This window comes from Streptomyces sp. GESEQ-35 (assembly GCF_017948485.1).
GTDB lineage: Bacteria > Actinomycetota > Actinomycetes > Streptomycetales > Streptomycetaceae > Streptomyces.
Window position 1 is genome coordinate 1 of record NZ_JAFFSX010000054.1, and the last position, 20,737, is coordinate 20,737.

Consider the following 20,737-nt stretch of genomic DNA (forward strand, 5'->3'; position numbering starts at 1 on the left):
CGACCGGCCGACCGCTGTTCTTCGACTCGATGCACGATCTGGCCGCCGCCTACCCGGGGATCGCGCTCGACGCCACGGAAGGGGCCCGTGCCTTCCTGCCGTTGATCGCCTCCGGACGCCCGGTCGGCTCCTGCATCCTCGGCTTCGACCGCCCCCGCAGCTTCAGCTCCGAGGAACGGACGGTGCTCACCGCACTGGCCGGGCTGATCGCGCACGCCATGCAGAAGGCGCAGCGCTACGAGAGCGAGGCGGCCCTCGCCCGCGGACTCCAGCAGGCCCTCCTCCCCCGGCGGCTGTCGTCCCATCCCCGGGTGGAGACCGCGGGGCGCTATCTGCCCGGTACGCAGGGCATGGACGTGGGCGGTGACTGGTACGACGTCGTCGAGGCCGGGGACGGACTCGCCCTGGTCATCGGGGACGTCCAGGGGCACGGAGTGCAGGCGGCGGCCACGATGGGGCAACTGCGCAGCGCCGTACGGGCGTTCGCGCTGGGCGGGCGTCCGCCGGACGAGGTCATGAGCGGCACCAACCGGCTGCTGATCGATCTCGATCCGGGGCAGTTCGCGAGCTGCTGCTACGTCTGGCTCGACCCCGCGACCGGCACGGCTCTGGCGGCCCGCGCGGGACACCTGCCGCCGCTGCTGCGCGACCCGGACGGCAGCACGGAGATCCTGCACCTGCCGGGCGGTGTCGTACTGGGCGTCGACCCGCGCGCCGACTACCCGGTGACGGAGCTGCGACTTGAGCCGGGCGCCGTCCTCGCGCTCTACACGGACGGCCTGGTCGAGCGGCCCGACGCCGACATCGACATCGGCATCACGGAACTGCGCATGGCCCTCGCCAAGGGGGGCGCTCCGGGCGGCGGGCAGCTGGCGGACATCGCCGACCGGCTCACCGCGCGGGCCCGGCGCGCCCGCGACCGGCCGGACGACATCGCGCTGCTGCTGGCCACTCGCCGGCCCGCGTAACCACGGCTGTGACCGCGCTGCGGCCCTGTCACCCTGTGTGACGCCTCTCGCCTCCTGGGGTCCCGCAGTGTAGACATGGCACATGGTCCGGCATGTGGGTCGCTCCGAGGTCCGGTCGACCGGTCGCCCCAGTGGTCCGCGCGCCCAGCGCGCGCCCGGCCATGCCCGTGCGGCTCAGCAGCGGCGAGGGCCGGCCGCCGCGTTGCGGATGGCGCTGAGCGGGCGCAGCGTCGCCGGGCAGGTGTTCGTCCTACAGGTCGTCATCGTGCTGCTGCTGGTCGTGGCCGCCGTGGTGGCGCTGGTGCTTCAGGTGCGGCACGACAGCACGATCGAGGCCCGCAACCGCTCGGTCGCCGTGGCCGAGGCGTTCGCGAACGCGCCGGGCACCCGCGAGGCGCTGGACGACCCCGATCCCACGGAGGTGCTGCAACCGCGGGCCGAGGCGGCCCGTGAGGCGACCGGGGTCGACTTCATCGTCGTCATGAACACCGACGGGACCCGCTACACCCATCCGTTCCCCGACCGCATCGGCAAGAAGTTCGTCGGCACCCTCGGGCCCGCGCTCGCCGGGCGTGTCGTGACCGAGGAGATCACCGGCACGATCGGCCCGCTGGTCCAGGCCGTGGTACCGATCAAGGCCGACGACGGCTCGGTGGTCGGTCTGGTGTCGGCGGGCATCACGACGGAGAACGTGGGCGGGGCCGCGAACGATCAGCTGCCGGTCCTGCTCGCCGCCGCGGCCGCGGGCCTCGCCCTCGCCACGGCCGGTACGGCCCTGGTCAGCAGGCGGCTGCTGCGGCAGACGCACGGTCTGGGGCCGAACGAGATGACCCGTATGTACGAGCACCACGACGCGGTGCTGCACGCGGTCCGCGAGGGCGTGATGATCGTCGGCGACGAGGGACGGCTGCTGCTCGCCAACGACGAGGCACACCGGCTCCTCGACCTGCCCGAGGACGCCCTGGGACGGCAGGTGCAGGACCTCGGCCTGGCGCCCGACACCGCCGATCTGCTGGCCTCCGGACGTATGGCCACCGACGAGGTGCACCTGGTCGGGGACCGGTTGCTGGCGGTCAACCAGCGGCCCACCGATCTCCAGGGAGCGCCGGCCGGCAGCGTGGCCACGCTCCGGGACTCGACCGAGCTGCGGGCCCTGTCCGGCAGGGCCGAGACGGCACGCGAACGGCTCAACATGCTGTACGACGCCGGGGTGGAGATCGGCACGAGCCTGGACGTGGCCCGTACCGCCGAGGAGCTGGCGGCGCTGGTCGTCCCGCGGTTCGCGGACTTCGCCACAGTGGATCTGTTCGAGGCCGTGCTCGACGGCGGGCAGCCGGACGTGAGCGCCGACGTGCGCCGCACGGCGGTCAGCGGGATCCGCAAGGACGCTCCCCTCTACCCTCTGGGCCAGCAGATCCGGCTCGTGGCCTCCGCACCGCAGGCCCGCGCCGTGCGCTCCGGCCAGGCGGTCCTCGAACCGCGCCTGAGAGAGGCGACCGGCTGGCGGGCCCAGGACCAGGAGCGGTCGGCCCAGGTCGTGGAGTACGGCATCCACTCGCTGATCGCCGTGCCGCTGCGCGCGGGCTCCCTGGTGCTGGGCGTGGTCACCTTCTGGCGCTCCGAGAAGCCGGAGCCCTTCGACACGGACGAACTCGCCCTCGCCGAGGAGCTGGTGACGCGGGCCGCGGTCTCCATCGACAACGCCCGCCGCTACACGCGCGAGCACAATATGGCGGTGACGCTTCAGCGCAGTCTGCTGCCCCGCAACCTGCCCGAGCAGGACGCCCTGGAGATCGCCTACCGGTATCTGCCCGCCCAGGAAGGCGTGGGCGGGGACTGGTTCGACGTACTGCCGTTGTCCGGAGCCCGGGTCGCCCTCGTCGTGGGCGACGTCGTCGGCCACGGGCTGCATGCCGCGGCCACCATGGGACGACTGCGTACGGCCGTGCACAACTTCTCCGCTCTCGACCTGCCGCCCGATGAACTCCTGTCCCTGCTGGACGAGTTGGTCGGCCGCATCGACCAGGACGAGACGGCGGAGGGCGGCAGCGCCCCGGTCACCGGCGCGACCTGTCTGTACGCGATCTACGACCCGGTCTCCCGGAACTGCACCGTGGCACGCGCCGGGCACCCGCCGCCGGCGCTCATCCACCCCGACGGCAGCGTGGAGTTCCCCGACGTCCCCGCCGGTCCCCCGCTCGGTCTGGGCGGCCTGCCGTTCGAGACGGTCGACCTCGAACTGGCCGAGGGCAGCCGGCTCGTCCTGTACACGGACGGGCTCGTCGAGGACCGGGAGCGGGACATCGACGTCGGTCTGGAGCTGCTGCGTGCCGCACTGGAGCAGGCGGGCGAGTCACCGGAGGACACCTGCCGGGTCGTCCTCGACTCCCGGCTCACGGTCCGGTCGAGCGACGACATCGCCCTGATCGTGGCGCGCACCCGGGCGCTGGACGCCGACCGGGTCGCCGAGTGGCAGGTGCCGTCCGACCCGGCGGCCGTCGCGGACGTACGGGCCTCGGTCACCCGGCAGTTGGCGCGTTGGGAACTGGACGAGCTGACGTTCACCACGGAGCTGATCCTGAGCGAGCTGGTGACCAACGCGATCCGCTACGGCGGTGACCCCATCCACGTCCGTATGCTGCGCGACCGCACCCTGATCTGCGAGGTCTTCGACAGCAGCAGCACCTCTCCGCACCTGCGGTACGCGGCCATGACGGACGAGGGCGGGCGCGGCCTGTTCCTGGTCGCCCAGCTCGCCGAGCGCTGGGGCACGCGGTACACGCCCGCCGGCAAGGTCATCTGGGCGGAACAGCCCCTTCCGTGACACCCGGCGGGCGGCCCTGACGTACGCCCCGCTTGTTCATCCCTACGAAGTTGTGACGTGACGGGTGTCCAACGCCTCCTGCTTCTGATAGGAAACCTTCCTATCAGTGCCACGAACCTCCAACACCCCACCCCCCACCATCACTTGGAGCACCCCGTGAAGCACCCCACTCGCCGCACCCTTCTCGCCGTGATCGGCGTGTCGGCGGCCGGCGCGATCCCCTTGCTGAACGCACCGTTCGCCGGCGCCGCCCGCGTGCTGGACCTCGACGACCCGGCGAAAAAGGAGATCGCCATGAAGCTCGTGTCGAGCGCGGAGAACTCCTCGCTCGACTGGAAGGCGCAGTACCAGTACATCGAGGACATCGGCGACGGCCGCGGCTACACCGCCGGGATCATAGGTTTCTGCTCCGGCACCGGCGACATGCTCGACCTCGTGGAGCTCTACGCCGACCGCCGCCCCGGCAACGTCCTCGCCGGGTACCTGCCCGCACTGCGCGAGGTCAACGGCTCCGACTCGCACGAGGGACTCGACCCGGACTACCCCCAGGACTGGCGCAGCGCCGCACAGGACGGCGCCTTCCAGCAGGCGCAGAACGACGAACGCGACCGGGTCTACTTCAATCCGGCCGTAGGGCAGGGCAAGGCCGACGGGCTGCGCGTACTCGGGCAGTTCGCGTACTACGACGCCATCGTCATGCACGGCGACGGTTCCGACGGCACCAGCTTCAGCAACATCCGCAGGATGGCCCTCCAGAGCGCACAGCCGCCGGCGCAGGGCGGAGACGAGGTGACGTACCTGGACGCCTTCCTCGACGCCCGGGTATGGGCGATGAAGCAGGAGGAGGCGCACAGCGACACCAGCCGGGTCGACACGGCTCAGCGCGTCTTCCTGCGCGCGGGCAACCTCGACCTCGAACCGCCGCTGGACTGGAAGGTGTACGGGGACAGTTTCCACATCGACTGAGCCCGTCCGGAAGGCTGCCGCACCGTACGGGGGTGCGGCAGCCGTTCGGGGCGTCGCGATTCCCGCACACCCCATAACGTAGGCTTATGAGTTCATAGACCGGACCCGCGTACCGACTTAGGCTTGCCTTAGTTTAGGCTTCCCGTTCGAGATCGTTTGTCATCGCTCGAAGGGAACCTGACCATGCCCCGCCCCCTGCGGGTAGCCATCGTCGGAGCCGGCCCCGCCGGGATCTATGCCGCCGACGCATTGCTCAAGTCCGACGTGGCCGCCGAACCCGGTGTGTCCATCGACCTCTTCGAGCGCATGCCGGCGCCGTTCGGACTGATCCGTTACGGCGTGGCCCCCGACCACCCCCGGATCAAGGGCATCATCACCGCCCTGCACCAGGTGCTGGACAAGCCGCAGATCCGTCTCTTCGGCAACGTGGACTACCCCACCGACATCAGCCTGGACGACCTGCGTGCGTTCTACGACGCCGTGATCTTCTCCACCGGCGCCACGGCCGACCGCGAGCTGCCGCTTCCCGGCGTCGAGCTCGACGGCTCGTACGGCGCGGCCGACTTCGTCTCCTGGTACGACGGCCACCCGGACGTGCCGCGCACCTGGCCCCTGGAGGCCGAGAAGGTCGCCGTCCTCGGTGTCGGCAACGTCGCACTCGACGTGGCGCGCATCCTCGCGAAGACAGCGGCCGAGCTGCTGCCGACGGAGATCCCGCCGAACGTCCACGAAGGACTCAAGGCCAACAAGGCTCTGGAGGTCCATGTGTTCGGCCGCCGCGGCCCGGCGCAGGCGAAGTTCTCCCCGATGGAGCTCAGGGAACTGGACCACTCCCCCAACATCGAGGTCATCGTCGATCCCGAGGACATCGACTACGACGAGGGTTCGATCGAGACCCGGCGCGGCAACAAACAGGCCGACATGGTCGCCAAGACCCTGGAGAACTGGGCCATCCGCGACGTCGGTGACCGGCAGCACAAGCTGTTCCTGCACTTCTTCGAGTCGCCGTCCGAGATCCTCGGCGAGGACGGCAAGGTCGCCGGCCTGCGCACCGAGCGCACCGCCCTCGACGGCACCGGCAACGTCAAGGGCACCGGCGCGTTCAAGGACTGGGACGTCACGGCGGTCTACCGCGCCGTCGGCTACCTCTCCGACAAGCTCCCCAAGCTGCCCTGGGACCTCGAGTCGGGCACCGTCCCGGACGAGGGCGGCCGGGTCATCCAGGAGAGCGGCGAGCACCTCCAGTCGACGTACGTCACCGGCTGGATCCGGCGCGGTCCCGTGGGCCTGATCGGCCACACCAAGGGCGACGCCAACGAGACGGTGTCCAACCTGCTGGACGACCACGTGAACGGCCGTCTGCACACCCCGGCTTCGCCCGACCCGGAGGCCGTGGACGCGTTCCTCGCCGAGCGGAACGTCCGGTTCACCACCTGGGACGGCTGGTACCGGCTGGACGCCGCGGAGAAGGCGCTGGGCGAGCCGGAGGGCCGTGAGCGCGTGAAGCTCGTCGAGCGTGAGGACATGCTCAAGGCGAGCGGCGCGTAAGAGACCAGCTGAGCGAGGGGTCCGGGAGCGCTGCTCCCGGACCCCTCACCTCCTTGTCAGGCGGGCGTGAGCTCGGCGGCGCCGAAGGAGACGTCGAACCGGTCGCACCAGATGCTGACGCTGCTGTACTGCGCGGGGTCGACCTGCTCGGGCAGGACGTAGTTCTGGCTTCCCTTGTTGCCCTTGAGCTTGCCGAGGCTCACGTACGTGCCGTCGTCGAAGACGCGCCAGCCGGCCACGCCCTGCTTCACCGGCGCGTCGGTCAGCCACACGCGCAGGTCCGGCCCGTTGCTGGTGTCGAGCCCTTCCAGCCGTACGACATGGGAGCCGTCGTCCAGCCGTACGAGCTTCACCGTGCCCGACGTGGCGTGCTCGTGGCTGATCAACTCACCGCCGGCAAGGGTCTGCGGCCCCTTCTGCGACCCCGGCCCCGGTGAAAGCTCCGCCCCGGACGGCGCCGAAGCGGCCGGGCCTGCCTCGGGGAATGCCTCCACCACGGTCTCGTCCTGCCAGAGCTTCCAGGGCTCGAACCAGTACAGCCCGGCGCCACCCCCCACGACTGCCACCGCCATTGCTCCGACGACCACTGGCCTGGTCAGTACCTTCCGCACGCGCGCCATCCCCCGTCTCGTTTCCTGAGAACCAACCGTCGGTTCCCATTTCAAAGGAGCGGGGCGCCGTTGCGTACACCGACGGCGATGACGAAACCCTTACGTCGTGATCCGACAGTCCGGAAGGCCGTCCAGGCGGTCCTGGATGATCTGCTCCGTCGCCGACCGGGGGCGGCGAACAGGACCCGCCCCAATGCGGATGGTGGGCAGACCCTGTTCGCCGGGAGTCATTGTCATGGCCGGGCCGGATCCGGGCCATGAGTGAACGGTGGCGTCCCGAAGTGCGTCGCTCACACCCCGAGTGCGCGCCACGCCTCGCGTGCGCCCACGCGCGGGCGCGACCCCGCGTGATCCGACTCGACGTGCGGCGACGATACTGGTACAAGCACGCTCTCACCCCGCACACAGATGGACTCATGACGACCTCCCCCACCGTCCACCGCACAATTCCGCCCACGGTGTGGCTCACTCGCGGCCGCTATGCCGGACCCGACGCGGAAGCCGTTCTCCGGCTCACGCTCCGGCGTCGCAAGGAGAGCGAGATCCTGGACGACCACCAGGAAGTCGCCGAGGACTCCCCCGAGGGGATCTTCGAGGCCCGCTGGCAGGTCGCCGACGCCGTGACCGTACGGGCCCGGCTGACGCTCGCCCCCGGCTCCGAGGCCGGACGGGAGTGGGTGCTGGTCGCGGAGGCGGAACGGGCGTGGAACCCCGAGTGGCCCTCGCCGGTCACCATGTTCTGGCCCGAGACTCCGGATGCCGCGTGGGACCACGAGCCGGTCACGGGACTGCGCTTCCGGGACGCCAACCGCCTGCCCGCGGACGACAAGGCCCTGCGGCGCGTCCTGCGGGACTCCGCGCGGGGCAGCTGGAGCATCGACCTCATCGTCCACGAGGCCATGACCCCGGAGGAGCGCGGACTGCTGCCGCTGGCCCGGCTGCTGCCGCCGAGCCTGCGGCACTGTGTGGTCGAGCACCGCGCCGCGCCGCACCAGCTGCGCGCCGTGAACTGGGCCCTGCGGGAGTTCGGCGTGGAGGTGCCGCGCGGCGGTGCCCTCGTGCTCCCCAAGGCGCCGGCCCCCACCGGGGACGACGCCCAGGACCTGACCGTACGCAGCGTCTTCCTGGACGGTGCGGAGCCCGCCGAACTGATCGACACCGTGACCCGGTATGCCGCGTCCGCCAGGCCGCTGCCGGACGGCGCCGACGCGGCCGTCACCGCGCTCCGGGAGGAGTGGCGGCTGCTGACGCTCGAGGAAGAGCTCGCCCGTGAGCGCAAGCTGGTGGCCATGTACGCCGACGCGCTCGACGCCATGACGAAGTCCCGGGATCTGTACCGGGAGGCGGCCGAGCGCGCGGGCGAGGCACTGGCCGCCTACCGGGAATCGGCCGCCTCCGCCCCTCAGGAAGCCGTCGTGCCCGACGCGCACACCGGCTCGCCGCTCCAGCATCTGACGCGCACGTTCGGACGCATCAAGGGCGCTCCCTGGACGCGGCGGCGTGATGACGGAGACGACGCCGGCTGAGTCGTCGGCGGAGGCCGGCGTCAGTTCGCCGTGCGGTTCGCCTCCGCCATCGCCCGTGCCACCGAGCCGGCGTCGGGTGACTGTGCCGCCAGATGCACCAGCAGGGTGGTCAGCGCGGCCAGTGATGCGCATGCGGCGGCCAGGCCTGTGGCCCAGCTCGGTGCGAGCGTGAGATCCAGTGCCCGGGACAGGTCCGCCGACTGCAACCGGCCCTCGAACAACTGGGCCACGGCCAGCGTCGCCGGGCCCACGACGGCCACCGCCAGCAAGGGCAGCGCGGCCCGCGCGGTCAGCAGGACGGCCAAAATGAGGCACAGCCCCGACACGCCGAGCGCGAAGCCGTACTCGAGCAGGGAGGCGCCGTCGCGGCCGGGCGGGAACCAGAGCAGTCCGCAGAGGGCGAAGGCCACGACGGAGAGCCGACTCGGCCACCGGGGAGCCCTGTTGGCCAAGGGCGCTCGGTCGCGAGACGGACGAGCGGCCTCGTGGGCCACTTCGCCCTCCGGGCCATCGCCGAACGTCGGCCGGACGGACGGCTCGTCAACGGGCTCCGCGCTGCGCGCGACGGCCAGCCGCCCGATCAGCTCCACGAGATCCTCGACGGGCCGCCCGCTCGCGGCGGCCCGTACCGCCTCCTTCCCGCAGTGCGGTTCCAGGGGTGCCCGGTGCAACAGGTCCATGAGCCGGGTCACTTCTTCGACCGGGCGGGACCCTGCCGCGGCGCGGATCGCCTCGTCCGCGCTGGCGACATCGCGCGGCGGCCGGGTCAGCAGGGTGACGAGCCGGGTGACGTCCTCCACGGACCGGTTCACTCCCACCGCACGGAGCGCGTCCGCCGTGGCCTGCGCGTACTGGGGCGACTGCTCCAACAGCGTGATGAGATGGACGACCTCCTCCAGGGACCGGTCGGCCACTGCGGCCTGCACGAGACCGCTGAGGGGGTCGCCGTACCGAACCCCGGTGAAGGGTATGACCGGTTCGTTCGAACCGGGGGATGCAGAGCTGGTCGTCATGGTCGGCTCCCTGGGAAGAGTGCGGTTGACCTCGCGCCCCCGACGCGCGACATACGACGTATTGCTGATCCTTTCTAGGCGCCCGCGCCGCACCCTGCCACTCAGGTGGGCCACAGGTATGACCGACTTGGCCCGGCAGGCGATACAAGCGCCGCAAACGGGAAATCCGGATAGAGGAAGCGCAGCGCGAGGAGGACCTGTGGATTCGACCACCGAATGGATCGTCCTGGCCGCGGTCCTCGCGGCGGCCCTGCTCACCGTTGCCGTCGGATTGCTGGTGCGGCTGGTCCGGGCCCGACGCGCCCTGCGCCAGGCGGGTCTGCCGACCGGGCCGCGCTGGGTCTTCTGGGGTGCCCTGATCTACTTCGTGCTGCCCGCCGACCTCGTGCCCGATCCGGTCTACCTGGACGACATCGGCGTACTGCTCCTCGCCCTGCGCTCCCTGCGCGCGCCCTTGAGCGCTTCGGGCGCCGACCGCCGGAATGGTCCCGCCTGAACCCGAAGACGTGTTTTCGCGTCTCATGAACGGGAACCGCCTGTGATTACGCAGCGTAAGGAAACCATTCACTCGTTCGATTCGTACAAGTCTCTGGAAGGCGAAGGAAGTCGGCGGAACATGCCTTGCCGCCAGCCGACCGCAGCTGATCGGCACAGCACCGACGAGGGAGAGACGATGCAACCGTTCGCGCTCAACTACGCACGTCCGGCAGCAGAGTTGGAAGCAACCACTCCGTACGCGTATGACTCCGGACTGCAGTTGAACGTGCTCATGGACGGGCGGATAGCCGCCCGGGATCTCGCACTGCTGAGAGAACTGGGGACCACGACGTCGACCGCGGGCTCGAAGACTCACTTCGACGACTGAACATGGACCGGCGAAGATGACCGTCCTGATCCTGACCTGTGAAGCCGATGTGACAGCCGACCTGGTGGTGGTGCACCTCAACACTTCCGAGGTACCGGTGGTCCGGCTCGACCCTGCCGATCTGATCGGGGATGTCGCGCTGTCAGGGGAGTATGTGCACGGTGTGTTCCGCGGGCATCTGGCGGCCGGGGGGCGGCTGGTGAGCATCAACGGGCTGCGCTCGATCTGGGTGCGCAGGCCGGGGACTCCGGCCGCGCGGGCCCCCGTACCGTCCGGCTGGCTCACCGAGGAGGCCTCACAGGCTCTGTACGGCATGCTCCGCGGGTCGGAAGCGCGCTGGATGAACCACCCGGACGCGGCGCGCCGCGCCCGCCACAAACCCTGGCAGCTCCGGCTCGCCCAGCGGTGCGGTCTGCCCGTGCCGGCCACGCTGATCACGACGTTCCCGCAGGCCGCCCTGGAGTTCTCCGAGCGCTACCCGGATCTGGTCGTCAAGCCGGTCTCCGGGGCGCACCCGCAGGATCCGCCGCGGGCGGTGCCGACCAGCCGGGTGGCACCGGGCACGGACTTCGCGGCCGTCGCGTTCGGACCCACCCTGCTGCAACGGCGGGTCGCCAAGCGGGCCGACATCCGTCTCACGGTCGTCGGCGACCGGATGTTCGCCGCCCGCAAGCCGACCACCGCGGACACCGACCAGGTGGACGTCCGCTTCGCCCCCTCCGACTCCCCGTGGTGCCCCGCCGATGTTCCGCCGCGGGTCGCCGCGGCTGTCCGTATCTACCTCCGTGAGGCCGAACTGTCCTACGGCGCCTTCGACTTCGCCGAGGATGCCGACGGCACGTGGTGGTTCCTGGAGTGCAACCAGTCGGGGCAGTTCGGCTTCGTCGAGGTGGACACCGGTCAGCCGATCGCCCGCAGCATCGCGGATTGGCTCGCACAACCGGGTCCGGAACAGCACACACAGGTCAACGGCACGAACACGGCGGTTTCTTGACGGCCCTGACGGTCAGTGCGACCTGGGTCCGGGCGGCAGGGCCGAGCGTTGCCACCCCGCGCCCGGGTGCGACTGGCGTTGTTCCCGGCCGGGCGGGTGTCCCTGGGAGGACTGGAGTGGCCGCATCGCGAACTCCAGTTCCCTGCTGACGCGTTCGGCCTCACTGCGGGCCTGGGAGGGTACGTCGCCGCGCTCCGCGACGAGCCGGTCGTAGATGGGGGAATCGTGGAACACCCGTCAACGTGCCTCTCGTGTCATGGCCCATGCGTATGGGCACGACTGCCGAGTTTGACGTGCTCCCTGGCCTAAAGTCCAGGGATTCCGGCCTGGGTCGTCTGACCCTTCCGGGGGCTTCCTGCTTCAACGCGCTGTGCCGGGACTTTCGTCCTGGTCTTACCGGCGCTCCACGAGGCGTTTAGCGTCTCCGCCCGTCCGGCGGCGACGATTCGGTGCCCTTCGAAGAGGACGTTGCGGGCTGCGTTGTGGTCGCGGTCGTGCACGGTGCCGCATTCGCCGCACGTCCACTCACGGACGTGCAGGGGCTTGGGTCCCTCGCGGAATCCGCAGGCCGAGCAGACCTGTGAGGACGGGAAAGCGCGGTCCACCTTGGCGAAGGTGCGGCCGTGCAGGGCCGCCTTGTACTCCAGCACGCCGACGAACGCGGACCATCCCGCGTCGTGCACGGACTTGGCGAGCCGGGTGGGGCCGAGGCCGGACACCGCGAGGTCTTCCACGTACACCGCTTGGTTGTCGCGAATGATCTGTGTGGATGCCTTGTGGTGGAAGTCCCGGCGCCGGTCCGCCACCTTGGCCTGCTGGCGTGCGACCCTGATGCGGGCCTTGGCCCGGTTCTTCGATCCCTTGGCCTTGCGGGACAGCTCCCGCTGAAGGCGCTTGAGCTTCTTCTCGGCCCGACGCAGGAAGCGGGGGCTGTCGATCTTCCTGCCGTCGGACAGGACCGCGAAGGCAGACAGGCCGAGGTCGATACCGGACTCCGCCTCCACCTCGGGGAGGATGTCCGGTTCGGTGTCCACGACGAAGCTGAGGAAGTACCGGCCGGAGCTGTCCTTGGTGACGGTCAGGGACGTGGGCGCGGCCGGAAGCCTGCGGGACCACTTGACCTTGAGGCTGCCGACCCTGGCCACGTACACCGTGCCGTCGTCCTGGAGGAAGAAGGCGTTGGTGTTGAGGCGGATCGACTGCCGGGTGTCCTTCTTCGATTTGTAGCGGGGCGCACGGACCTTCCGGCCCTGCCGCTTGCCCTTGAGGCTGTCGAAGAAGTTCTTGTAGGCGGTGTCCAGGTCCCGCAGAGACTGTTGCAGGACGACCGCCGACACGTCGGCGAGCCAGGCGCGTTCCTCGGTGCGCCTGGCCTGGGTGATGCGAAGCCGGGACAAATCTGCCGACTTCACGTACGGCAGTCCTGCCGCCTGCGCTTCCTTCCGGTCGCGCAGGCAGTCGTTCCACACCACGCGGGCGCACCCGAACGCACTCGCCAGCGCACGGCGTTGGGAGGTGTCCGGGTAGGCCCGGTAGTTGTAGCGGAGCTGCACGCCCAAGATCCTATTGCGATTGTTCTCATGGATGGGCGGAACGACCACAGGCGTGGAAGACATGTTCCTTCGGCGAAGCATGTGCACTTGGTGTTCGTGACGAAGTACCGGCGCGAGGTGTTCAACGATGAGACGCTGACACGCTGCGAAGAGATCATGCGCAAGGTGTGCGAGGACCTCGAAGCGGAGCTGAAGGAGTTCAACGGCGAACCCAATCACGTCCACCTGTTGGTGCACTACCCGCCCAAGGCCGCCGTCTCGAAGCTGGTCAACAGCCTCAAGGGTGTCTCCGCTCGCCGGATACGGCTGGGGGCGCCCCCTTTGGGGGAGGGTTCACCGGCCGGATCAACCGCGCCACCATGCACGGACATCTGTCGTCGCCCTCGTATTTCTCCGCATCATGCGGCGGAGCACCGTTGACCATCGTCCGCCAGTACATCGAGCAGAAAAACGTCCGCTCTGGCCTGCGGGTCAGAGCAGTCTTGAGATGCGTTTCATCCCCGGCGTGAACGCCGGGGCTTTCACGCAAGATCACCCGTTAGCGCAGGGGCACACGGGCAGGGCCGATGTGTTCTCACGCGCTGATCCGGAGCATCACGGCTGCGTGGTCGGGGCGTGACCGGTAGCGGTCGGCTGCGGCGGCGATGCTCTTCCAGCCGGCCTGCCGGATGAGGGCGATGGCGAGGTTGCGTAGGGTGGCCATAGCCCGTGGTGCGGTGCCGGTGCGTACGCCTGAGGCGTCCTCGCGGTAGGTCACGTCTCTGACGTGGTGCAGTGCCTCCACCGACCAGTGCCCCTGGACGAATTGGGCGAGCTGGGTTGGTCCGGCGACGCTTGATCTCCATGGCCTGCACGGCGTGCGGGAAAGCAGGCCCGGGCGAACGGTGCACATCTTCAGCCGGCGCACCTCACGGCGGCCGTGCCCGCTCCGTCGACTGCGGTCGTGCAGCGGGATCTCTTTCCAGGGTAGTTCCCCCAGCTGCGTGCGCAGTTTCTTCTGATTCCCTTCACCATAAGAACGTAGTGGCCTCCGGCCGCAGCGATCTTGTCGGGCGAACGCCGGGATCTCGTTGCTCTTCGCCTCGATCTGTCGCGGTGCGACCACGGTCTGGGTGCCATACAGGGCGGCGGCCAGCAGGTGGACGGCGGAGGCGTCGGCGCTTGAGCCGCTCACCGTCTTTCCGTCCACGGGGCCAGCCCGACCAACACGTGTTGGCCTTCCTCAACGGGGTCGGCGGCGTAGCCGCCCAGCCAGGACCCGATGACGTCGTCGACCGCGTCGCCGTCCAGGCGCGAGAGCACTCGCCCGAGCGTGGAGGCGTTCGGGGTGGTCTTGTATAGGCCGAGGATCTCGCGCAGATGGGGGGCGCTGTCGGCGGCGAAGCGTGCGATCTGGGCCAGGGAGCATGCTCCGCCAAGCACCGCGACCAGACACAGCGCGAGCAGAGAACCCAGCCGGTAGCGACAGCCCCGCACTCGTCGCGGATCGGGAATGGTGCTCAGCAGGTCGAGCAGCGCGGTCAGTTCAACCGGTTCGGTGGGGGGAGACGGCAGGATGGCGTCCTCGCAATGACGGACGAGGGAACCAATCGGGGAGGGTGGCACGCGGACGCGGCTCCAGAGCGTGATCTTCGGCTTCAGCAGTCTTGATCATCTGATGTCGCGTCTGTTGATTCCACGGCGCGCTGGGGATATTCGCTGGTCGCTGCCTGTGGGTGGTATCCATACTGCCGCAATGGATCCGGTGACTCTTGAGACCGACCGTCTGGTGCTGCGAGCCTTCACGTCTGCCGACGTGAAGGCGATGTACGAAGCCTGCCAGGACGAAGACATCCAGTTCTATACGCCGGTGCCCGTGCCGTACCGGCGTGCGGACGCGGAGAAGCGTATCGGTGAGGAACTGCCCGCGGGCTGGGCCACGGACAAGAACTACACCCTTGGCGCCTTCCGCAAGGACAGCGGCGCCCTGGCCGGTTCGTACTGCCTGTTCATCGTCAATCCGGGCGTCTACGAACTCGGTTACTGGGCGGTCAAGGAGCAGCGCGGCCGCGGGTACTCGGTGGAGGCCGCCCGGGCGCTGTGCGACTGGGGCTGGGCCACCCTCGACGTCCACCGCATCGAGTGGTGGGCCATGGCCGGGAACACCGGGTCGCGTGCCGTCGCCGAGAAGCTCGGCTTCACCGTCGAAGGGACGCTGCGTAACCGCGGTATTGCCAACGACGGCAAGCCGCACGACTGGTGGGTGGGCGGACTGCTGAGGCCCTGAGGCTCGGGCCGATGCTAAGTCGGAAGAGCTACACCCATCTCGCTTCCTGAGAACGCATCGGCCCTGGGCACACGGGGGTGCGAATTCCACCCGGGGCCTTGACGTCAGGCGCCGGTGGTGGATCCGGGCCGAACGATCATGAGGATGGTGACCGTTGCCCACAGGAGATTGAAGATACCGGTGAACATGGCGAGTTGAGCCGTGTGCGCACGCTCCACGGGGCGGCTCGCGCTCAGTTCGCCGAGGAGCTCGTCCTGGCGGGGCAGGACGAAGGCGACCAGGACGCCCGCGGCCGCGGCGGTCAGGGCGATGGAGGTGATCAGCCACCCGTCCCCCAGCACGCCCATCGCGGCAGCCGTGGCGAACCCCAGCAACGGCACCGCCAGTCCGATCCCTGAGTACACGCGGCAGATGCGGTGCAGCATCCGCACGGTGCTCACCACCGCCGCATCCGGCCCCTCACCGCCCGCATGGGCGCGGCGTGCCGCCGGCGGGAACATGCTGGCGGCGACGGTGACGGGGCCGACGGCGACGATGGCTGCGAGGACGTGCAGGGACAGCAGGAACTTGGTCATCGAGGGGAGTCCAGGGTCGAAGGGCCTCGGGCTCCGTCCACGCTATGGATCTTCACCGTGACCGTACAGAGGCTGGAATGACAGTCTTCGACGGATTCTCGCCAACCGGCCCACCAGGCGGTTCTGATCCTGGCCCGTGGTGGGCCCGGGTGGCGGGAATCCGTCTATCGTGGCTTTCATGCACAGCGTGGCGATCCTGGTCCTCGACGAAGTGGTGCCGTTCGACATGGCGACACCTCTACAGGTCTTCGGGCTGACGCGGCTGCCGGACGGCCGCCATCCCTACCGGGTCCGGTTGTGTGCCGAGTCCCCGGAGGTGCGCACGCACGGTTTCGCGCTGCGGGTCGACGTGGGGCTGGAGGCGCTGGCGGAGGCCGACACCGTCATCGTGCCCGGCTGTGCCGAGGGCGCGCCGCCCCCGTCCGCCCGGGTGATCACGGCACTGCGGCAGGCGGCGCAGGCCGGCACCCGGATCGCGTCGGTGTGCGTCGGCGCCTTCGTGCTGGCGGAGACCGGGCTCCTGGACGGACAGCGTGCCACCACCCACTGGGTCGCCGCCGACGTACTGGCGCACAGCTTCCCGGACATCAAGGTGGAGCCGGACGTGCTGTACGTCGACAACGGCCAGATCCTCACCTCGGCCGGCGCCGCCGCAGGCCTCGATATGTGCCTGCACATGATCCGGCAGGATCTGGGCTCGGCCGTCGCCGCGGACGCCGCCCGGCTCTCCGTCATGCCGCTGGAACGGGAGGGCGGGCAGGCCCAGTTCATCGTGCACGAACACCCGCCCGTGCCGCGCGGCTCGACGCTGGAGCCGCTCCTGGAGTGGATCGAGGACAACCTCGCCCACGAGATCACCCTGTCCGCGCTGGCGGCTCGCTCCGGGATGAGCGAACGCACCTTCAGCCGCCGTTTCCGCGAGCAGACGGGCACCACGCCGCTGCAATGGCTGCTGCGCGCGCGGGTGCGGCGGGCCCAGTACCTGCTGGAGAACAGCGACCAGCCGGTCGAACGGGTGGCACAGCTGGCGGGATTCGGTTCGGCGACCGCGTTCCGGGAGCGGTTCCGCCGGGTGGTCGGCACCAGTCCGCAGGCGTATCGCGCGGCTTTCAACGGGAAGGCCGCGGCGGCGCGTCCGTAGCCCGGTGGGCAGCTGCCGGCACCTCGTCAGACGGCCAGCCTGACGCCGCCTTCCCGTGGAGCCGACGTGACGTCACCGGCCGACCGCGCCATGGCCAGCAGCGCGTCCGCCTTGGCCACCGCGATGTCGACGTCCGTGGCGCCCATCAGGACGCACAGCGTGAAACTGACGTCGTCCAGCTCACGTGCCGGCGCCGGCCTCGCCCGCTGTGCCTGCTCGATCCGCAGTGATGCGTAGCGGGTCAGCAGCTTCCTGACGGCCTTCGGGTCCGGAACGAGCACGAAATGCCCCTCTCTCAGTTATTCATCGCGCATGCCCGGGCCGTGACAGACCATGCGCATCTCCCGTTTCACGGCTCGCACTTGACGAAATCCTGTCGTTTCCCGCCCGATTGCCGCTCGAATCCGACCTGTGCGGTGACGGATGCCCCAGCAACCGATGATCTGCCCGAAACCACCCGCTTCCCCGCGCCGCCATGGGCAGTTGAGCAGAAGGCATCCCTCTCAGCATGAACGGTGTACGCCCATGCATGTCTCGCATCGCCTGCTCTGCGCGCTGTACGTCCTCACCAGCACGGGACTCGCCTGGACCGCGGTCCTCGAACTCCTCCACGGCCCCGTGTGGGCGGCGTTGCTGTTCGCGGCCGCCAGTCTCGTCCCGGTCATCGCCTTCGTACGCGAAACGGTCCTGCACGACGAGCGCCGTACCGTCACCGCCCTGCGCTCCCGGGCGGCAGCCATGTGCGGGCGGGTCGACGAGGCCGCCGACGAGATCGTCCGTGCGGAGCTGCACGCCGCGTGCTGCGAGCGCTGGTGGACGAGCTGTGGCACCGACCACGACGTGTCCTGCCCGCACCGGATCCCGCGGAGCAGTGCCGCCTGACAGCCGCGGCGTCAGGCGACCTGTCCGCTGTGCAGCGCGGTGTACTCGCCGCCCCGGCACAGGAGTTCCTCATGCGTGCCGATCTCCCGGATCCGGCCGTCCCGCAGGACCACGATCCGGTCCGCGCCCCGCACGGTGGACAGCCGGTGCGCCACCACGAACGTGGTGCGTCCGCGCAGCAACCGGGCGAGCGCCTGCTGGACCAGCGCCTCCGACCGGGTGTCCAGCGCCGAGGTCGCCTCGTCGAGGACGAGCACCTTGGGGTCCCGGATCAGAGCCCGGGCGATGGCGAGGCGCTGCCGCTGCCCACCGGACAGCCGGGCGCCGCGTTCGCCGACCACCGTGTCCAGTCCCTGCGGCAGCCGGTCGACGAACTCCAGCGCGTTGGCGTCACGCAGCGCCGACCGCACCGTCTCCTCGTCGGCCTCGTCCATGCCGTACGCCACGTTCTCCCGGACGGTGCCGTCGAAGAGGATCGACTCCTGCGGCACCACCGAGACGAAACGCCGGTAGGTGCGCAGGTCGAGGGTGTTCATGTCGGTCCCGTCGAGCAGCAGCCGGCCCGATGTCGGCCGGATGAACCCGATGACGAGGTTGAGGACCGTGGACTTGCCCGCGCCGGAAGCTCCGACGAGCGCGATGGTCTCGCCCGGCGCGACCGAGAGCGAGAAGTCCCGTACGGCGGGCCGGTCGCCGTCGTCGTACGCATGAGAGACGCCTTCGAAGGTGACGTTCCCGCGCAGTGAGGTCAGTTCGGACTTGCCTTCGTTGTCCTCGAGTTCGGGAGCCTGGAGCACCTCGCCGACCGAGCGGACGGACTCGAGCCCCTTGGTGATGACCGGGGCGAGTCCTGCCAACGTTGTCGTGGAGTTGGTGAGCGTCGTCAGGAAGGCGCTGAGCATCACGACGTCGCCGGCGGTGACGCCCCAGACTCCGTAGTACGACACCAGCGCGGCGCCGGCGAGGACGAGCACCCCGACCACGTTCAGCACCACCCAGGCCAGTGAGCCGAAGCGGCCGTTGACGAGATCGAGGCGCAGGCCGGAGGTCAGCAGGCGGGACAAGGTGCCGTCCATGCGGCGCAGTGCCTTGCCCTCCAGGCCGTGGGCCCGGGTGACGGGGATGAGGCGGGTCATCTCCGTGACCCGGGAGGACAGGGTCTCGACCTCGTGCCGGAAGTGCTCGTTGTGGGTGCGCAGCCGGGCCCTGAGCCGGGCCACGAGGAGCGCGGCGGCGGGTACGACGACGAGGAAGACCGGGACGAACTCGGGTGTGCGGACGGCGATGATGACAAGGCCGCCGACGAGCACGGTGGTCGCCCCGAGGCCGGTCTCGGCGGTCTGCTGCACCATCTGCTCGACGGTCTCCACGTCGCGCACGACCTTGGCCTGGAGCACCCCGGCGCTGACACGGGAGTGGTAGCCGATGGACAGCTGCTGCATGCGGGTGCACAGGGCGGAGCGCAGCGTGGTTCCCATGCGGCGGACGCTGCCGTACAGGAGCCGTACGTACAGGACGTGCAGGGGATAGTTGACCGCCAGGATCAACAGGATGATGCCGGTGCTGGTCCAGAGCCGGCTGATCTGCTGGTGCTGGACGACGGTGTCGATGATGGACGCGGTGATCAGGGGAAGCAGCCAGACCGGGCTGTGCTTGACCGTGAAGACGCCGACCGCCGCGGCGAGACGGTGGCGGTCGGCGCGGAACAGGTAGGCGAGGGTGCGGATCGGGTGTTCGCCCCGGTAGCGATGGTCGAGCGGTCTCTCCAACGACGAAGCCATGGGCGGCTTTTCCTCCACGGTGGCGGGTGACGGTGCGGCGGGCAAGCGCTTTCCCGCCCGGCGCTTCCTTCCCAGGCCGACCGGAGGTACACCAAGCTGTGGAGGATCGCCGCGATCAGGCGCCTATGGCCCGCGCGAGTTCCGTCGTGGCCTGGGCGATCTCGGTGTCCTCGTCGTCCATCAGGTGCCGCAGTTCACCGCGCCGGTCGCGCACGGCCTGCCGGGCCTGACGCTCCCACACGACGTGGTTCTCGCGATGGTGGAGCAGTTTCGGGTAGACCGCCGCGGTGCTCTCCCACTGGCGGGCGTCGGCGATGCTCCGGAGCAGCTGGATGATCTGTGCGCGGCAGGTCACATGGGGAAGTTGGGCGAGCTCCCACAGGAAGGGGACGGTGGCTGCCGTCGCCTGTTCCACGACGAATCCGTACTGACAGATGCGTTTGCGCAGGTCGTCGAGTGCGGAGCGGGCGGTGTCGGCGTCACCCCAGGCGACGCTGTTGAGAAGCAGCGGGATGGCCGCGGCTGAGCCCGTGGAGTCCTTGATGTCACACCACGGCACCCGCCCCACCGCCATGAGGGGCGTGATCCTCGCCACGCCCGTGGGCTGCACGTAGCGGCCTGTTCCCTCGCTCGACGTGTGGCGTGGTCGGTCCGCAGATGATGGCACGGCATCTCCCCGATGCGACATCAGAACTCGGCGCCGGATGATGGGTTGACGCCGCAGCTATTATCCACAACGAAAGCCTCTTCGTGCAATTGCACGGGAAATTGCGTGAGGACTGAGCCGGAGCGGGTAGGACCGACACGGTGCGCCACGTGCATCGGCGTGGATCGTGAACAGCAAGGAGACTGCGGTGCCACCAGTACACAACGGAGTGCGGGCCAGCTCACTGGACGTCCGCTGGATCAAGAGCCGGCACAGCAACGCCGAGGGCAACTGTGTGGAGCTCGCCGCTCTGGTCGACGGCGGCGTGGCGCTGCGCAACTCACGCGATCCCGACGGTCCCGCACTGGTCTACACGGCTGCCGAGTTGGCGGCCTTCCTGGCCGGGGCGAAGGACGGCGAGTTCGACCAACTGCTGTAGCCGAGAAGGCCAACTCCCTTGCTGCCACAGGCAAGCCACAGGAACATCGGGTGCGATAGGGTGAATAGCCCTCATGCCGGTCCGCAGGAGTCAGGATGTCAGCCGAGTCGCATCGCATCTCCCTGCTCGAACCCTATCT

At 69.6% G+C, this 20,737-nt stretch carries 22 protein-coding genes and 1 pseudogene; 13 read left to right on the forward strand and 10 right to left on the reverse strand.

The window, feature by feature from the left end; translation table 11 throughout:
- From KCH87_RS47820 to KCH87_RS47835, 4 genes are all read left to right on the forward strand, one after another.
- Nucleotides 1–968 (forward strand): PP2C family protein-serine/threonine phosphatase (locus tag KCH87_RS47820; protein ID WP_210594318.1); only part of this gene is annotated, 968 nt, incomplete at its 5' end.
- Between the two features lie 82 nt (nt 969–1,050).
- Nucleotides 1,051–3,792 (forward strand): SpoIIE family protein phosphatase/ATP-binding protein, encoded by a 2,742-nt coding sequence (locus tag KCH87_RS47825; RefSeq protein ID WP_210594320.1) that lies wholly within the window; start codon nt 1,051–1,053, stop codon nt 3,790–3,792.
- Nucleotides 3,793–3,948: 156 nt separating this feature from the next.
- Nucleotides 3,949–4,758 carry a chitosanase gene (locus KCH87_RS47830; protein ID WP_210594322.1) on the forward strand — a complete coding sequence of 270 codons (810 nt, stop codon included), beginning with the start codon at nt 3,949–3,951 and terminating at the stop codon, nt 4,756–4,758.
- A gap of 183 nt (nt 4,759–4,941) precedes the next feature.
- On the forward strand, nt 4,942–6,306 hold the full coding sequence (locus tag KCH87_RS47835) for an FAD-dependent oxidoreductase (RefSeq protein WP_210594324.1): 1,365 nt from the start codon (nt 4,942–4,944) through the stop codon (nt 6,304–6,306).
- A 56-nt stretch (nt 6,307–6,362) separates the two neighbouring features.
- Here the strand turns inward: KCH87_RS47835 and KCH87_RS47840 are convergent, their stop codons facing one another.
- Nucleotides 6,363–6,926, reverse strand: coding sequence for a DM13 domain-containing protein (locus tag KCH87_RS47840; RefSeq protein ID WP_210594326.1), 564 nt, complete (start codon nt 6,924–6,926; stop codon nt 6,363–6,365).
- 407 nt (nt 6,927–7,333) lie between these two features.
- Here KCH87_RS47840 and KCH87_RS47845 point away from each other — a divergent pair, with 407 nt between their 5' ends.
- Nucleotides 7,334–8,443 carry a hypothetical protein gene (locus KCH87_RS47845; RefSeq protein ID WP_210594328.1) on the forward strand — a complete coding sequence of 370 codons (1,110 nt, stop codon included), beginning with the start codon at nt 7,334–7,336 and terminating at the stop codon, nt 8,441–8,443.
- Nucleotides 8,444–8,463: 20 nt separating this feature from the next.
- Here the strand turns inward: KCH87_RS47845 and KCH87_RS47850 are convergent, their stop codons facing one another.
- Entirely contained in the window at nt 8,464–9,456 is a 993-nt protein-coding gene (locus KCH87_RS47850) for a hypothetical protein (protein ID WP_210594330.1), read from the reverse strand.
- Between the two features lie 199 nt (nt 9,457–9,655).
- Between KCH87_RS47850 and KCH87_RS47855 the strand changes: the two genes are divergently transcribed.
- From KCH87_RS47855 to tgmB, 3 genes are all read left to right on the forward strand, one after another.
- Entirely contained in the window at nt 9,656–9,952 is a 297-nt protein-coding gene (locus KCH87_RS47855; RefSeq protein WP_210594332.1) for a DUF1232 domain-containing protein, read from the forward strand.
- Nucleotides 9,953–10,129: 177 nt separating this feature from the next.
- Entirely contained in the window at nt 10,130–10,321 is a 192-nt protein-coding gene (tgmA, locus tag KCH87_RS47860) for a putative ATP-grasp-modified RiPP (RefSeq protein ID WP_210594334.1), read from the forward strand.
- Nucleotides 10,322–10,337: 16 nt separating this feature from the next.
- Nucleotides 10,338–11,315: an ATP-grasp ribosomal peptide maturase gene (gene tgmB, locus KCH87_RS47865; RefSeq protein ID WP_210594336.1), complete on the forward strand. Its 978-nt coding sequence runs from the start codon at nt 10,338–10,340 to the stop codon at nt 11,313–11,315.
- 12 nt (nt 11,316–11,327) lie between these two features.
- Here the strand turns inward: tgmB and KCH87_RS47870 are convergent, their stop codons facing one another.
- Together KCH87_RS47870 and KCH87_RS47875 are read right to left on the reverse strand one after the other, a co-directional pair.
- A complete protein-coding gene (locus tag KCH87_RS47870; protein WP_210594338.1) occupies nt 11,328–11,549 on the reverse strand; it encodes a hypothetical protein in 222 nt (73 codons plus the stop codon).
- A 71-nt stretch (nt 11,550–11,620) separates the two neighbouring features.
- Nucleotides 11,621–12,868 carry an RNA-guided endonuclease TnpB family protein gene (locus tag KCH87_RS47875; protein ID WP_210594340.1) on the reverse strand — a complete coding sequence of 416 codons (1,248 nt, stop codon included), beginning with the start codon at nt 12,866–12,868 and terminating at the stop codon, nt 11,621–11,623.
- A 27-nt stretch (nt 12,869–12,895) separates the two neighbouring features.
- Here KCH87_RS47875 and tnpA point away from each other — a divergent pair.
- Nucleotides 12,896–13,377: pseudogene (tnpA, locus tag KCH87_RS47880) on the forward strand (IS200/IS605 family transposase).
- Between the two features lie 65 nt (nt 13,378–13,442).
- Here the strand turns inward: tnpA and KCH87_RS47885 are convergent.
- Both KCH87_RS47885 and KCH87_RS47890 read right to left on the reverse strand, forming a co-directional pair.
- Nucleotides 13,443–14,042, reverse strand: a complete 600-nt coding sequence (locus tag KCH87_RS47885; protein WP_210594342.1) for a hypothetical protein — start codon at nt 14,040–14,042, stop codon at nt 13,443–13,445.
- Nucleotides 14,039–14,473 (reverse strand): transposase family protein, encoded by a 435-nt coding sequence (locus KCH87_RS47890; RefSeq protein ID WP_210594344.1) that lies wholly within the window; start codon nt 14,471–14,473, stop codon nt 14,039–14,041. The genes KCH87_RS47885 and KCH87_RS47890 overlap by 4 nt, the downstream gene beginning before the upstream one ends.
- Nucleotides 14,474–14,603: 130 nt before the next feature.
- Here KCH87_RS47890 and KCH87_RS47895 point away from each other — a divergent pair, with 130 nt between their 5' ends.
- Nucleotides 14,604–15,134, forward strand: coding sequence for a GNAT family N-acetyltransferase (locus KCH87_RS47895; protein WP_247197913.1), 531 nt, complete (start codon nt 14,604–14,606; stop codon nt 15,132–15,134).
- A 104-nt stretch (nt 15,135–15,238) separates the two neighbouring features.
- On the opposite strand, the gene KCH87_RS47900 is transcribed toward KCH87_RS47895, so the two are convergent.
- A complete protein-coding gene (locus KCH87_RS47900; protein WP_210594345.1) occupies nt 15,239–15,709 on the reverse strand; it encodes a hypothetical protein in 471 nt (156 codons plus the stop codon).
- A gap of 178 nt (nt 15,710–15,887) precedes the next feature.
- Here KCH87_RS47900 and KCH87_RS47905 point away from each other — a divergent pair, with 178 nt between their 5' ends.
- A complete protein-coding gene (locus tag KCH87_RS47905) occupies nt 15,888–16,850 on the forward strand; it encodes a GlxA family transcriptional regulator (protein WP_210594347.1) in 963 nt (320 codons plus the stop codon).
- A 26-nt stretch (nt 16,851–16,876) separates the two neighbouring features.
- On the opposite strand, the gene KCH87_RS47910 is transcribed toward KCH87_RS47905, so the two are convergent.
- Nucleotides 16,877–17,131, reverse strand: a complete 255-nt coding sequence (locus KCH87_RS47910; protein WP_210594349.1) for a DUF5133 domain-containing protein — start codon at nt 17,129–17,131, stop codon at nt 16,877–16,879.
- A gap of 244 nt (nt 17,132–17,375) precedes the next feature.
- Here KCH87_RS47910 and KCH87_RS47915 point away from each other — a divergent pair, with 244 nt between their 5' ends.
- Nucleotides 17,376–17,732 carry a hypothetical protein gene (locus tag KCH87_RS47915; protein ID WP_210594351.1) on the forward strand — a complete coding sequence of 119 codons (357 nt, stop codon included), beginning with the start codon at nt 17,376–17,378 and terminating at the stop codon, nt 17,730–17,732.
- Between the two features lie 11 nt (nt 17,733–17,743).
- Here KCH87_RS47915 and KCH87_RS47920 read toward each other — a convergent pair whose 3' ends face one another.
- Both KCH87_RS47920 and KCH87_RS47925 read right to left on the reverse strand, forming a co-directional pair.
- Nucleotides 17,744–19,513 carry an ABC transporter ATP-binding protein gene (locus tag KCH87_RS47920; protein ID WP_210594353.1) on the reverse strand — a complete coding sequence of 590 codons (1,770 nt, stop codon included), beginning with the start codon at nt 19,511–19,513 and terminating at the stop codon, nt 17,744–17,746.
- Nucleotides 19,514–19,628: 115 nt separating this feature from the next.
- The gene (locus KCH87_RS47925) at nt 19,629–20,087 is read right to left on the reverse strand and encodes a hypothetical protein (protein WP_210594359.1); all 459 of its coding nucleotides are present in this window, start codon (nt 20,085–20,087) and stop codon (nt 19,629–19,631) included.
- Nucleotides 20,088–20,367: 280 nt separating this feature from the next.
- On the opposite strand from KCH87_RS47925, the gene KCH87_RS47930 reads away from it, so the two are divergent.
- Nucleotides 20,368–20,598, forward strand: coding sequence for a DUF397 domain-containing protein (locus tag KCH87_RS47930; RefSeq protein WP_210594355.1), 231 nt, complete (start codon nt 20,368–20,370; stop codon nt 20,596–20,598).
- Nucleotides 20,599–20,737: the final 139 nt, after the last annotated feature.